Raw genomic sequence first — 11,709 nt, 5'->3', positions numbered from 1 at the left:
AACCTTTCAACCTTCTAAACTATTTACTGCTCTGGGAGAGCAGACTTCTGTGGCTCAACAACCGCTGTTGCCACGGAAAGAATCAACAGTGTGGCCGTGGCAAGTATCCACAGGAATATGCCACCAATATCGCCTGAAGCGCCAGCACTGCTTCCCATGGAAATTAAAACCAGGCTGGCAGATGCTGAGACTACGGCCAAACTACCGAAACAGATCAGGAAGAACCGGCGGACCATGTTCCCTTTAGGTTGAAAGTTTCGTGAGAGCCACGCATAGCTAAGTGGCACAGCCACCGCGAAAATAAGTGCTAACACATGCCCCAGTAGGTAGAGAACGTCAATGCGAGGAAATACCAGGCCGCTGACTATTGCCAAAACCGCAAAAGCTGCCGGAATAATCCGTGGTGCAGAAAAATTTTTACGAGTACTCACGTGTTTTCTCCATCTTGTCATGACAGGGCTATCAGAGAACTTGATCAGGTACCTCAGCGTAGTACCGTGACCCGCTGATCGGCCCAAGTTTTAGTTGACCTTTCGGCCAGCAAATGGATTTCTGATACTATCTTTTGGCCATATTCAACAAGCATTCTGCATGCGGAGACTTGGTCAATACCTGTAATAAGAAACAGTAGGTTTCGGCTCTGATCACCAAAGCGTGCATGTTCAGTGGGGTTAGGTATGAAATATCCACCCTCTGGAACTCGATTTTGTCCTTAAATAGCATGTTGCGGCTGTAAGTTTATTCTGTTATTTTTGCGGCGCAAACTATGTGTTTTTTCTGGTAGAGAAATCTCTTATGAGTGCACAATTCAGCATGAAAAATAAAGTTACTTTCACGAGATATTAAACGAAATATACAGACGGAAGATGTTAGTGATGGGCATTTTTGGCGTGATACTGACCGTGCTGGCGCCGATGCTGGCCGCAGCCGGGCAGCCACTGACAAGTTCCATTCTGGTAGTTGGCGCCGCTGTGGGGATCGGCGCCTTTCTTCTCTTGAGGCATTTTATGAGACTCTAATGTCCACTGGACACCGAATTTGGCGGCTCCTTCTGGAGCCGATAAGTGAGCATAGCTGGTGCTAGTTGCACGAGTCACGCTATGGTTAGTTATGGCGATGGATCCCGCCGGAATTGCTTAGCAGTTCGAACCGCCGTTTGGCTGATGGTTCCTACCTTTGCTCTTCAAAGGTAGGTGAGTTATGTCCGAGCTAGGTACCCTGATCCTTTTGCGTCATGGCCAAAGTACCCTCAACGCACAGGGACGGTTCACCGGACTGCTCGACCCGCCTCTGACTTCTCAAGGTCGCAGGGAAAGCCAGCGTGCTGCCGAGTCCCTCGCTGATGCCGCTCTCATTCCAGAGTGCATATTTTCATCCGCAATGTCACGTGCCCTGGAGACAGCGCAGCTGGTCAACGAGATTTTGACGGCAGGGACCGTTCCCATCCAGGAAGTCTGGGAACTCAACGAACGCAGTTACGGAGCATTGACCGGGCTGTGCAAAAGCGAGCTTTTAGCCCACGACGGGCCTCAGGTACTTCATTCGTGGCGCCGGTCCCTCTACGGTGCCCCGCCTCCGATGACACCTCGCCAGCTGGCCGCGATTGGCAGCAACAGGGCAGTTACTGCCATGCCCCAAGGGACAACTCGCCCCACCGAGTCACTCCACGCCGTGGTGACACGGCTGCAGAGCTTCTGGAATGAGACCGTCCAGCCCCTACTGCATGTGGGAACCGACGTCCTGATAGTGGGTCATGGCAATTCCTTGCGTGCTTTGTGCCTGATCATTGACTCTCTTAGTGAAGCTGAGGTCGAGGACTTAAACCTGCCCACGGCCCATCCGCTGGCATACCGTTTCCGCCCTGGATTTATTCCCTTTCCCCGGGCCGGGACTTACCTCGACCCCGGTGCAGCCGCTCAAGCCGTAGCGGCGCTCACCGCCAACGGAGGTACATAAACGTCACAAATTTTTCCACTTTTCTTACCCATCACCACTGACTGGAGCTACCACCGTGAATGAATTGACCTTCACCGACATCCATGCTTTTCAGATCCTAGATTCGCGCGGATACCCAACCCTGCGCGTGAGGCTGACCTCTAGTAATGGAACATGGGAAACGGCGTCTGCACCATCGGGAGCATCCACCGGAGCTCACGAAGCAGTTGAATTGCGTGACAGCGGCAGCCTGTATTCAGGTCGAGGCGTGGAAACCGCTGTTGCTGGAATTAACACATCTATACGGGAACTTTTGCTTTCTCGGACCTGGCCCAGCCAACGAAGTGTGGACACGGCATTGTGTGAGTTGGATGGGACGGCGGATAAGTCCCGGCTGGGCGCCAACGCCGTCGTGGCTGTATCCATGTCCTCTGCGCGTGCCTTCGCTACCTTCTCAGGTCAAGAACTGCATGCTTGGATCGGAAACTCTCTTGGTCAGCCGGAAAGGTTACCAGTCCCGCACTTTAACGTTCTCAATGGTGGCGCCCATGCGCCGAACCCACTAGCTTTCCAAGAATTCATGATCGCCCCCACCGGCGCCCCTACCCTGCCCGAGGCCATCCGGTGGGGTTCAGAAATTTACCATGCACTGGGCCTGACACTGCGGCAGAAGGGCCTCTCCACCGGGCTCGGGGATGAGGGAGGCTACGCCCCGGAAATCTCCCGGCCGGAGGAGGCACTGGAATTGATCACTGCCGCCATCACAGATGCAGGGTACGTCACGGGCCCCAGCGGAGTGACTATCGCCTTGGATCCGGCCGCGAACTACTTCTATCATGAGGGCAGCTACGACCTGAACGGGCGCTCGTATAACCCCTCACAGCTGACTAAGTACTATGAGGGGCTCATTTCGGATTATCCGATCCGCAGCCTTGAAGACCCTCTGGCCGAGGATGACCCCTACGGCTGGCCTGAACTTACGGCGTTGTTGGGCAGCCGCGTTCAGGTCGTTGGAGATGACCTGTTCGTCACCAACCCTGACCGGGTCCGGAAAGGTATCCAGGAGGCGGCTGCTAATTCTGTGCTGATCAAACCCAACCAGATAGGTACGGTCACAGAAACCTTAGACACCCTGACTATCGCCGAGCAGGGTGGGTTTACCGCCATGGTCTCACATCGTTCTGGGGAGACAGAAGATACTTTTGTAGCGGATCTGGCAGTTGGCTCCGGCTGCGGACAGCTCAAGTCCGGTGCACCAGCCCGTGGTGAGAGGGTGGCAAAATATAATCGACTGCTTGAAATCGCGGATGCATTTCCCGCTTTGCCCTACGGCCTGGTGGAGAAGTTCTCAAAAGATAGGGGCACATCATGAGTGAGCCAAAAGAGTCCCTCCAGATGAACTACCGGATTACCCGCCCCGTGGTGATGGGGGTTATCCCAGGGCAGCCGCTGAGCGTCGCGAAACAAGCCGCGGAACTGGCTTACAGTTTGGGGGTCGAGCTCCTCTGCGCCTATGTGGACATCACCACTTACGTGGTGGAGGAAGACCCCAACGGCCATGTTGCAACCCAGCCCATTGATCCTGACAGGTTCGATGATGACATTGAGCGTATTTCGGCCGCAATAAAAGAGCGGCTGGCATCGGTCCTTACCCCGTACGGGATCAGCTGGAGCTACCGATGCCTAGCGGGGGATCCTGCGCGGGCGCTGGGACGTCTAGCCAAGACAGTGGATGCGTCCATGATTGTTGTTGGTACTCGTGAACGCGGAATATCTCACAGGCTGGAAGAATTATTGAGCGGTTCAGTTGCTGTGCACTTGGCCCACCGGCAGCACAAGCCGGTACTGGTGGTGCCCTTGAACCCGCGTCCGTTGGCAGGCGAGGAATGAACGGGCTGACTGCGAAAATTTTCCGTAAGGCAGGGACATTACCGGTAGACAGTGACGTGGATACTTTGGGGTCCTCTTCGGCTCACCGATCTATCCACCTGCATCCCGGATATGTGGCTCTAGTGGTTGTGGGCGGGATGCTGGGTACACTCGCCCGCTATGGAATTGAAGAAGCAGTGCCTTCAGTGAGTGGCTGGCCACTACCAACGTTGTGCGTGAATCTTGTGGGAGCCTTTGCGTTGGGGGCACTGTTAGAGGGTTTAGGGCGGCGTGGCCAAGACGCTGGACGACGGCGGATTATCCGTTTGGTGGCTGGCACTGGTTTTATGGGTGCTTTCACCACTTACAGCACTCTCGCTTTGGAGGCCGGACTGTTTATCGAAACCAACAGGATCCCCACCATGCTGTTGTATTTGTCCCTCACCATCATCGGTGGGGTACTCGCCACAGCGCTTGGCATCTGGGCCGCCGGCCGTCACCACCGCATTGCAGTGACTCGAGCCAAGAACACGCGGTTAGGGCCGCAGATGGAGGGGGATCTACCATGACCATTGTGCTACTTGCGGTTGCCGGCGGACTGGGTGCCGGCACCCGATTCATCCTGGACGGATTGCTGCGCTCCCGCCTCCGGACAGCTTTACCCATAGGGACAATGCTCATCAATATCACCGGCTCACTCGTCTTAGGGTTTTTGACGGGGCTGGTTATGGTTCACCAGGCTAGCCCGGAACTAGTAAAAGTTTTGGGCGTCGGGTTTTTGGGTGGTTACACCACGTTCAGCACAGCCAGTTTCGAAACGGTCAGACTTTTCCAGACTGGCAGGGTCGGCTTCGCCTTAATCAGTGGTCTTGGCACACTCGTTTTGAGTGTTGGGGCGGCAATTTCCGGTTTGATCTTGGCAGGCAGCCTCTGACCACGGCTGGACAGGCCTCGAATCCGTCGTGCAGCAGCGGACCTAGACGTGCTGCGGGTATGGAAAAGGTCCACTCGCCATGATTCGTAAGGTTCTTTGTCACTGGCCACCATGCACACGGCTCAAACCCCACCGAGGCTGGAAAATCAACGTTTCTTGGCTACCCTTTGCAGCGATAATGACGGGGATGAGACAAGCGCGCCAACCATCCAGAAAGCTGCATAGAGAAAAGCTTCGGTTGGTGAGAACACTGCCCACAGGATTCCGGCCACCACGGTGGCGCCTAAGTCACCAAAAGACTGCACCAGCCCCAAGAGACCGTATCCGTTGCCTCGCAGCCGGTCCGGAAGTAATAATGCCACGGCTGTTTGCTCGGAGGTCTCCGCGAAACCGATACCGAAACCTGCCAAGAAAAAACCCGCTACCAAGATCACTGGACCCCCACTGTCAATGGCAAAGAGTAGATAGGCGGCCACATACATGGCCGTGCCGAGCGTGAAAACAAGGCGAGGACTCAGCCGATCTATCAGTCGGCCACCAACAAGAGCCGCAACAGAGGCCGATGCGTTGTGGCATGAGTACATGAGAATAGCACTCGTCACAGCCGCTCCGGCTGCCACACCACCGGCTTCTAAAACCGTCGTGGCGCGAAGAATTAGCAGCGTCGCTGCAAGATTGCCCAATTCAAAAAATGACACCGGAACGAGTACCGTAAACAACCCTGAGAGTCGCAATCCAGCCAAGTTAAAACTCAGTGATCGCTTCACTTCTGGTCTGGCCACAAATAGTCGTGCCTGCCGCGCAGCCACGACTATTGCTCCGGCGGCAAACATGCTGGGGATAAATGAGAAGAGAATCGCCGTTCTAATGCCAAGCGCGCCCACCAAAGCAGCCGCAAGCAGCGGGCCCACAACTGCTCCAGCGTTATCCCCTGCACGTTCAATCCCGGCTGCTCGTCCATAGGCATTGCGGGGTGTAATTGAAACCAACAAAGTGTCCCGGGATGGCGAGCGCAGCCCGCGTGCCGCCCACGCCAACGCTCGGAAACCGGCAACTTGCCACACGGCCGTGCACACGCCGATAAGCGCCGTCGCAACGGCTGTCAGTAAATATCCACTCGCTGCTACTTTGCTGCGTTGGGCTGGATCGTTGGACAGAGGACCGCCAGCCAATTTGCTCAGGCCTACTAAGGCATCGGCGACACCTTCTATAGCTCCCAGCGCCGCCGGTCCGCTGTGCAGGGTTGAACTTAGGAAGGACGGTAACAAGGATGTGACGAGCTCGTGACCCGAATCGCTAAAAAAGGATGCTGCACCAATCCCAAGAATGCCTGTATTCAGCCATTGTGTAGACGGTGCCGCTACTTCGAATGGGTCAGCTGGCGCTGGAGCGTCCTTGACGGGATTCGGAGAGGGTTCGGCGCCCGTGACGGGCGAATCCTCCGCACCGTTGTGATCTGCAGGTGTTTGGCACATGGTTTCTCCCACCCGTGAATCGGGGCAGGAAACCATCAGCCACAACGGCGGTTCGGACCGAAAACGGTCCCGGCGGGATCCATCGCCGTTAAGGCAATCTTAGTTCAATGGTGGACTTTCAAGGCTATATAGCGGCGCCATTTTTTCGTTGGTAGCTGTGAGGGCCACCCAGTATGCTCAGTACTCTAGGGCTCACACCATCAGGGAAAGAGCAGACCTGCACTTGAATGAACGACTTGCATGAACGCTCCGTGCCGCAGCCAATTAATGGAAAGACGAATTGACCATGGCGAATCACTTCGCAGCAGTCCTCGAGCCGGAGATAGTGCGGTACGGGAAAATGGATCCGCAGTATATTGAGCTGTGGGCGCCAGAAATCGAAACCCCGAAAGGTTACGCCATCCTGATCCATGGTGGGTACTGGCGAGCAATGTGGGATGCCACGCTCATGCATCCCCTTGTACGCGATCTGCTGGCCCGCGGCTGGGCAGTAGCAAATATCGAATACCGAAGTGTAGGTAACGGGGGAGGATGGCCGCTCACCCTCGACGACGTTCGCAGTGCAATCCAATGTGCCAAGGACGCTCGCCCGCAGTGGTGTGCTAACTGTCCCGTGGTCAATGTGGGCCATTCCGTGGGAGGTCAGCTGGCGCTCCTTGTCGCCGATCTCGCCGACGCCGTGGTGGGTCTAGCCCCGGTGACTGATGTGCGGCGCGTAGACGCCGAGGAGCTCGATGATAACGCTGCCTCCGGCTTCATGGGTGGACACTATGCTGACCTGTCTGATGCCTACGATCTAGCTTCACCGATCCGCCAGATACCCCTCAAGCGCCCTATTCTTGTAGTCCATGGTGATGTTGATGTGTGGGTCCCGGTAGAACACTCGGAGGACTTTGTTAAAGCTGCATTAGCCGCCGGAGACCTTGTTGATTTCCAGAAGATTCCGGGGCTAGACCATATGGCTGCAATAGATCCGGCGGCTGCACATTGGCGGCACACGGTGCAGTGGATGCAGCAGCGATGACCCTGCCTGGGCCGCCATCTTGCTGGTTTTAGAGCGTTCGGCTTGAGTGTGAACTGACTACTGATCCAACGAATGATTTGCTGGCCAAGGCATGGGAGGTGCTGATCTTGCGGAATATGGCAACGCCCTGTTTGCCAGGCCAATCGGCAGGAAGACAGTCTACCGGCAACCCTGGGTCGAGATAAGGGATCATGCGCCAACGGTCAATCAAGTTAACATAGGTGGCAAATGTCTGCGGGCTTACACCGACTGGTTCTGTGGGGACTTCTTCATGGAACTTTATGAAGTCCACGTACAAGGTTCCAATCGCGTCAAAGTCCCACCAGCTAGAAACAACCTCGCGCAGGTCCCTTGTAACGTGTGGCCGCGAGGTAGTGAACAGCACGCTCCGGTCGCCTAGCCCCAAAGAGTCAAGAATTTCCTGTACTTCTTCACGGAGATAATCCGGAGCTACCCATAGGCCAGGGGAGACCATTCCACACCCGATCCAATGCAATTGCCGGCGTAACTGATGACGGCGCTCGCGTTCGGTCTCGGGTAGCGAAAAAGAGACCAGACACCACGGATCCGCAGCTTCCATGGACCTGGGAGTTTGGATGCGCCGGTCTCCACGCTCCAGCATGCGTGCCGCACGTGAATCCACCTCATACCCAGCCACCCCATCACGGACCGCCGCAACCACCACGTCTTTTTTACGTAGTCGCGTTAGGGCAGTACGTGTTAGGGAGGCCGGGATCGCCATAGCCTGCATTAGTTCCACTAGAGAAGCGGATGACATCCATCCGCCCTCATCCCTTAAATACAAACCTATAATGGTTCGCAAGAGGGAAGTGGTGCTTCCGGGTCTTGAAACCATGTCATCCAGAACCGCCGTCACGCCAGAGATACCAACGCATCGCGGATTGCCTCGATGCCCAGCTGCACTTCGGCAAAGCTAGTACTTAGCGGCGAGAGACCAATGCGCAGTCCCTGAGGTGGACGGAAGTCTGGAATTACTCCCTGCTCCCAAAGCCGAGCTGTGAGATCTGCAAAACGTGGGTGGTTCACGCTCACATGGGATCCACGTTGCGACGCGTCTCGAGGGCTGGCTAGTTCAACGCCGAGCGGTGCAAGTAGTTCATCCGCCACTGCAATGGCATGCTCGGTGAGAGCGATCGATTTTTCTCTGATGGCGACCATTCCGACTTCGGCGATCAGCTCGGTCATATCCTTGAGAGGTTGCATGGCGAGGATCGGGGGAGTGCCCGTAATGAATCGCCGCACGTTGGCTGCGGGCTCAAAGGTGGCAGTCATGCCGAAAGGATCGGCTGCACCCATCCATCCCCAGATCGGCTGTTGTAGCTGGGAGATTATGGAGCTATTGATGTAAGCCAGCGCGGGTGCCCCGGGGCCGCCGTTGAGGTATTTGTAGGTGCAACCCACAGCAAGGTCCACACCCCAAGCATCAAGTTCTAGTGGGACGGAGCCCACGGAATGGCTAAGATCCCACATCATCAGCCCGCCGGCGTCCTTGACAATTCCAGTGATGGCTTGAGCGTCTGCTAGAAAACCGGAACGGTAGGCAACATGGCTCAGTAGCACCACGGCGGTTCCCGACCCAACTACGGCACTGACATCTTCAGGTGTGACACCGGTGGCGGGGTCAGGATCTATCCATACGATCTCCGCGTCGCGTTCAGCGGCGATGCCCTCCACTATGAACCGGTCGGTAGGAAAGTTGTCTCTGTCGATGACGATCTGGTTACGACCCTGCTGAGCGTCCAAGCCGGCACGCAATAACTTGTAAAGCAGTACGGAAGTTGAATCCCCGATCAAGGTTTGCCCTGGAGCGGCGCCCAGTACAACTTCACCGAGCCGGTCGCCAACACGGGTGGGTTCCTGCATCCACTTTTTATCCCACGATCTGATCAGACCGGTACCCCAGTCTCCTTGGACAAAAGCAGTAAGGTTTGTAGCTGTGACACGTAAAGGCCGGCCCAGGGAGTTGCCGTCCAGATAGGCAACGACGGAGTCATCGTTGGGTTCAGTAAAGTGCTCGCGGTATGCGGCCAGTACATCGTCGGCATCAAGCTGTGCGCTGGTAGGAGCATTATGCTCCGTGCTCTTGGTCATCGGGGGTGTCCTTCGTCAGAGGGGATGGGGTGGAAAGGCTACTTGCCGATTTCGGTACGGACCGCGAAGAGTTCGGGAAAAAACGTTAGGTCCAGCGCGCGCTTTAGAAATTCCACGCCGGAGGACCCGCCTGTACCGGCCTTGAATCCGATGGTCCGCTTGACCACGCTCATGTGCCGGAAGCGCCACGCCTGGAAGTTATCCTCAAGGTCCACCAAGTCCTCGCAGGCTTGGTAAAAGCTCCATTGGGTTGTATCAGATTCGTATATTTGTTTGAACACTGGAACCAGTGATTCCTGGAAGACCCAGGCAGCACTAACGTTTCGCTGAAGAACGCTGTCCGGGATGGCGAAGCCGGCTCGGGCCAGTGCACGCAGGAAGGCGTCATAGATGGTGGGTTCCTCGATCAGGGTAGAAAGAAGTTGATGAGCCTGCGGATCAGACTCAAAGACCTTGAGCATGCCGCGGTGCTTGTTGCCTAAAATGAACTCAACAGCCCGGTACTGAAAAGACTGGAATCCTGAGGATGAGCCGAGGAAGCCGCGGAATTCAGCGTACTCACGGGGAGTGAGGGTGGCCAACACCGACCACTGTTCGGTGAGCGTCTTCTGAATGTGCTTGACCCGTGCAAGGCACTTCAGGGCTTTACCAATTTCATCGTTGTCCATGAGGCGACGGGATTCGATCAATTCGTGGAGGATCAGTTTGAGCCAGAGTTCGCTCGTTTGATGCTGGATGATGAAGAGCATCTCATCGTGGTGCTGGGGCAAGCTCACGGGGTGCTGCGAGGAAAGGAGGCGATCCAGATCGAGATAGCTTCCGTAGGACATGGTGCTGTGGAAGTCCGTATGCATCGTGTCTTCGATTTCGCGGACACTTTCGGGGGTGTTTGCGTGGGGGCAGCTCATCAAATAACTGTATCAATATACTGACGAGCGTCAAGAGAGTGAAAGTGGCGCCATCGCACATTACCCGGGATGCGCCGTCGTACTTCAAAAAGTGAGCCTCAAAGATAACTGTTGGCTCCAGGTTCGAGTGAGCGAGCGTTGATGGCTCGATGATTCGAGGCTTGACTGGGCCGGTATAACGGCTTATATTAACGATATTCATTAGTATCGATTATCGTTAGGGTGAGCATGTCTCAATCAGTGCAGATCGCCGGCCCTCCTCTAGTTCGCAGGCTGACCCGGGGCTTCATGTGGCTGTTCTTTATTACGGCAGTGATTGCGGGTGCGCTTTTCGTCCTCTTCGGCACGATCCGCCTTGTGCAGAGTCTCTCTTCCGGTCATGTCACACTCACGTTGGTGGCTGGCCACATGATGCCCAGCAGCGCAGCTCAAGGCTCGGTTGCAATTCTTGAGGGTGGTTACGACACAGCCACGCTAACGCTATCGGGAGTCTCTGGACCCACACTTGTTCTGTGGGTCATAGCGTTGGTTGCAGGCATCCTGACTCAGTTGGCATTTTGTGGATCTGGCGCAATCTTGGCATGGAGGTTGCTGCACCCTCTAATGTTCAAGCATTCCTTTTCCGTGAGTGTCACTATTGCCGGCGGAATTGTGGCAATAGCGGGGCTGTTGACTCAGGGAGCGTCATCGTTGGCCTCCGGTTCTGCTGCGGCTCTACTGAACGGGTCTGACCCTAACGGGTTTTGGCCGATAGCCGGGGAGATTGATCTTACATACGTTGGTATGGGCTTAGTGCTCATGCTTGTGGGGCTTGCTTTTGACTATGGTTCACGCCTTCAAAACGAAACGGATGGTCTAATCTGATGGGCGGCCCTGCTGGAAAGCATGGAGGGCAGGCGCGTGCGCTCGCAGAGAATACGGGAATCCATTGCCGCCTAGATGAATTGCTCGCCGACCGCGGAATGACGCTGACCAGGCTTGGTGAACTCGTCGGAGTGAGCGTTGTCAATCTCTCGATACTTAAGAACAATAGAGCGAAGGCTATCCGATATTCCACACTTCAGGCGATCTGCGCGGCCTTGGATTGTGAAGTGGGCGAGTTACTCGTGCATATCCGATAAGCCCTCTGGCAGCCTCGAATCGGTATTGATGCAATCCGCCAGTAGACATTGGGAGCGTGCGTTGACTGAGCTTCCGCGTCAGAAGCATAGGACAAGAAAAGTGCATTAAAATCATAAATCAAGCATCCGTCCACCGATTGGCTCTCCAACGCCGCATATCGTGACGAGCATGGCTAGGTGTATTACCTCTCCCGCCACTACCTAGACCCCTTGTTCTACCCAGCACCGTTTCCCTGCTGCTCGCAGAGACACTGTGAGAACAATGTCCTTGCCCAGGACAACACCTCTGAGGGTTGGGACTGGGACGCTCTCTCAGAGGTGTTGCTTTCGG

The 11,709-nt window shown here is 55.7% G+C and carries 14 protein-coding genes and 2 riboswitches; of the genes, 9 read left to right on the top strand and 5 right to left on the bottom strand.

Going from position 1 to position 11,709, the window contains the following annotated elements; translation table 11 throughout:
* Positions 1-23: 23 nt before the first annotated feature.
* Entirely contained in the window at positions 24-431 is a 408-nt protein-coding gene (locus QMG40_RS02580; protein ID WP_283527587.1) for a hypothetical protein, read from the bottom strand.
* A gap of 435 nt (positions 432-866) precedes the next feature.
* On the opposite strand from QMG40_RS02580, the gene QMG40_RS02575 reads away from it, so the two are divergent.
* From QMG40_RS02575 to crcB, 6 genes are all read left to right on the top strand, one after another.
* The gene (locus QMG40_RS02575; protein WP_283527584.1) at positions 867-1,019 is read left to right on the top strand and encodes a hypothetical protein; all 153 of its coding nucleotides are present in this window, start codon (positions 867-869) and stop codon (positions 1,017-1,019) included.
* Positions 1,020-1,103: 84 nt separating this feature from the next.
* Positions 1,104-1,180: riboswitch (Fluoride riboswitch) on the top strand.
* A 20-nt stretch (positions 1,181-1,200) separates the two neighbouring features.
* A complete protein-coding gene (locus QMG40_RS02570; RefSeq protein WP_283527582.1) occupies positions 1,201-1,956 on the top strand; it encodes a 2,3-diphosphoglycerate-dependent phosphoglycerate mutase in 756 nt (251 codons plus the stop codon).
* 55 nt (positions 1,957-2,011) lie between these two features.
* Positions 2,012-3,307, top strand: a complete 1,296-nt coding sequence (gene eno / locus QMG40_RS02565; RefSeq protein WP_283527580.1) for a phosphopyruvate hydratase — start codon at positions 2,012-2,014, stop codon at positions 3,305-3,307.
* Positions 3,304-3,825, top strand: a complete 522-nt coding sequence (locus tag QMG40_RS02560; protein ID WP_283527578.1) for a universal stress protein — start codon at positions 3,304-3,306, stop codon at positions 3,823-3,825. The genes eno and QMG40_RS02560 overlap by 4 nt, the downstream gene beginning before the upstream one ends.
* On the top strand, positions 3,822-4,373 hold the full coding sequence (locus QMG40_RS02555) for a fluoride efflux transporter FluC (RefSeq protein WP_283527576.1): 552 nt from the start codon (positions 3,822-3,824) through the stop codon (positions 4,371-4,373). The genes QMG40_RS02560 and QMG40_RS02555 overlap by 4 nt, the downstream gene beginning before the upstream one ends.
* Positions 4,370-4,738, top strand: a complete 369-nt coding sequence (gene crcB, locus QMG40_RS02550) for a fluoride efflux transporter CrcB (RefSeq protein WP_283527574.1) — start codon at positions 4,370-4,372, stop codon at positions 4,736-4,738. Before QMG40_RS02555 ends, crcB begins: the two co-directional genes overlap by 4 nt.
* Positions 4,739-4,884: 146 nt before the next feature.
* On the opposite strand, the gene QMG40_RS02545 is transcribed toward crcB, so the two are convergent.
* Complete coding sequence (locus QMG40_RS02545) at positions 4,885-6,213, bottom strand: MFS transporter (RefSeq protein ID WP_283527572.1); 1,329 nt, start codon at positions 6,211-6,213, stop codon at positions 4,885-4,887.
* Positions 6,214-6,231: 18 nt separating this feature from the next.
* Positions 6,232-6,309: riboswitch (Fluoride riboswitch) on the bottom strand.
* Positions 6,310-6,499: 190 nt separating this feature from the next.
* On the opposite strand from QMG40_RS02545, the gene QMG40_RS02540 reads away from it, so the two are divergent.
* Entirely contained in the window at positions 6,500-7,237 is a 738-nt protein-coding gene (locus tag QMG40_RS02540; protein WP_283527570.1) for an alpha/beta hydrolase family protein, read from the top strand.
* A gap of 28 nt (positions 7,238-7,265) precedes the next feature.
* Here the strand turns inward: QMG40_RS02540 and QMG40_RS02535 are convergent, their stop codons facing one another.
* The 3 genes from QMG40_RS02535 to kynA are packed head-to-tail and all read right to left on the bottom strand — an operon-like array spanning position 7,266 to position 10,257.
* Positions 7,266-8,093, bottom strand: coding sequence for a PaaX family transcriptional regulator (locus tag QMG40_RS02535; RefSeq protein WP_283528594.1), 828 nt, complete (start codon positions 8,091-8,093; stop codon positions 7,266-7,268).
* A 17-nt stretch (positions 8,094-8,110) separates the two neighbouring features.
* Entirely contained in the window at positions 8,111-9,349 is a 1,239-nt protein-coding gene (locus QMG40_RS02530; RefSeq protein ID WP_283527568.1) for a kynureninase, read from the bottom strand.
* Between the two features lie 38 nt (positions 9,350-9,387).
* Positions 9,388-10,257 (bottom strand): tryptophan 2,3-dioxygenase, encoded by an 870-nt coding sequence (gene kynA, locus QMG40_RS02525; RefSeq protein ID WP_283527566.1) that lies wholly within the window; start codon positions 10,255-10,257, stop codon positions 9,388-9,390.
* Positions 10,258-10,485: 228 nt separating this feature from the next.
* Between kynA and QMG40_RS02520 the strand changes: the two genes are divergently transcribed.
* A complete protein-coding gene (locus tag QMG40_RS02520) occupies positions 10,486-11,121 on the top strand; it encodes a hypothetical protein (protein ID WP_283527564.1) in 636 nt (211 codons plus the stop codon).
* On the top strand, positions 11,121-11,378 hold the full coding sequence (locus tag QMG40_RS02515) for a helix-turn-helix domain-containing protein (RefSeq protein WP_283527561.1): 258 nt from the start codon (positions 11,121-11,123) through the stop codon (positions 11,376-11,378). The genes QMG40_RS02520 and QMG40_RS02515 overlap by 1 nt, the downstream gene beginning before the upstream one ends.
* The last annotated feature ends 331 nt before the right edge of the window (positions 11,379-11,709 follow it).

Origin of the sequence: Arthrobacter antibioticus (assembly GCF_030063205.1) — a bacterium.
In the GTDB taxonomy this organism is placed as follows: domain Bacteria; phylum Actinomycetota; class Actinomycetes; order Actinomycetales; family Micrococcaceae; genus Specibacter.
Note: the sequence above shows the minus strand (reverse complement) of the source record. Positions and strands in the feature narration are given on the sequence as shown.

Bases quoted from the DNA above. Each gene is read 5' to 3' on its own strand.
- QMG40_RS02530 (WP_283527568.1), bottom strand. From the start codon at position 9,349: ATGACCAAGAGCACGGAGCATAATGCTCCTACCAGCGCACAGCTTGAT.
- QMG40_RS02575 (WP_283527584.1), top strand. From the start codon at position 867: ATGTTAGTGATGGGCATTTTTGGCGTGATACTGACCGTGCTGGCGCCG.
- QMG40_RS02545 (WP_283527572.1), bottom strand. From the start codon at position 6,213: ATGTGCCAAACACCTGCAGATCACAACGGTGCGGAGGATTCGCCCGTC.
- QMG40_RS02535 (WP_283528594.1), bottom strand. From the start codon at position 8,093: ATGGTTTCAAGACCCGGAAGCACCACTTCCCTCTTGCGAACCATTATA.
- QMG40_RS02570 (WP_283527582.1), top strand. From the start codon at position 1,201: ATGTCCGAGCTAGGTACCCTGATCCTTTTGCGTCATGGCCAAAGTACC.
- QMG40_RS02560 (WP_283527578.1), top strand. From the start codon at position 3,304: ATGAGTGAGCCAAAAGAGTCCCTCCAGATGAACTACCGGATTACCCGC.
- QMG40_RS02520 (WP_283527564.1), top strand. From the start codon at position 10,486: ATGTCTCAATCAGTGCAGATCGCCGGCCCTCCTCTAGTTCGCAGGCTG.
- QMG40_RS02540 (WP_283527570.1), top strand. From the start codon at position 6,500: ATGGCGAATCACTTCGCAGCAGTCCTCGAGCCGGAGATAGTGCGGTAC.
- kynA (WP_283527566.1), bottom strand. From the start codon at position 10,257: ATGAGCTGCCCCCACGCAAACACCCCCGAAAGTGTCCGCGAAATCGAA.
- QMG40_RS02515 (WP_283527561.1), top strand. From the start codon at position 11,121: ATGGGCGGCCCTGCTGGAAAGCATGGAGGGCAGGCGCGTGCGCTCGCA.
- crcB (WP_283527574.1), top strand. From the start codon at position 4,370: ATGACCATTGTGCTACTTGCGGTTGCCGGCGGACTGGGTGCCGGCACC.
- QMG40_RS02555 (WP_283527576.1), top strand. From the start codon at position 3,822: ATGAACGGGCTGACTGCGAAAATTTTCCGTAAGGCAGGGACATTACCG.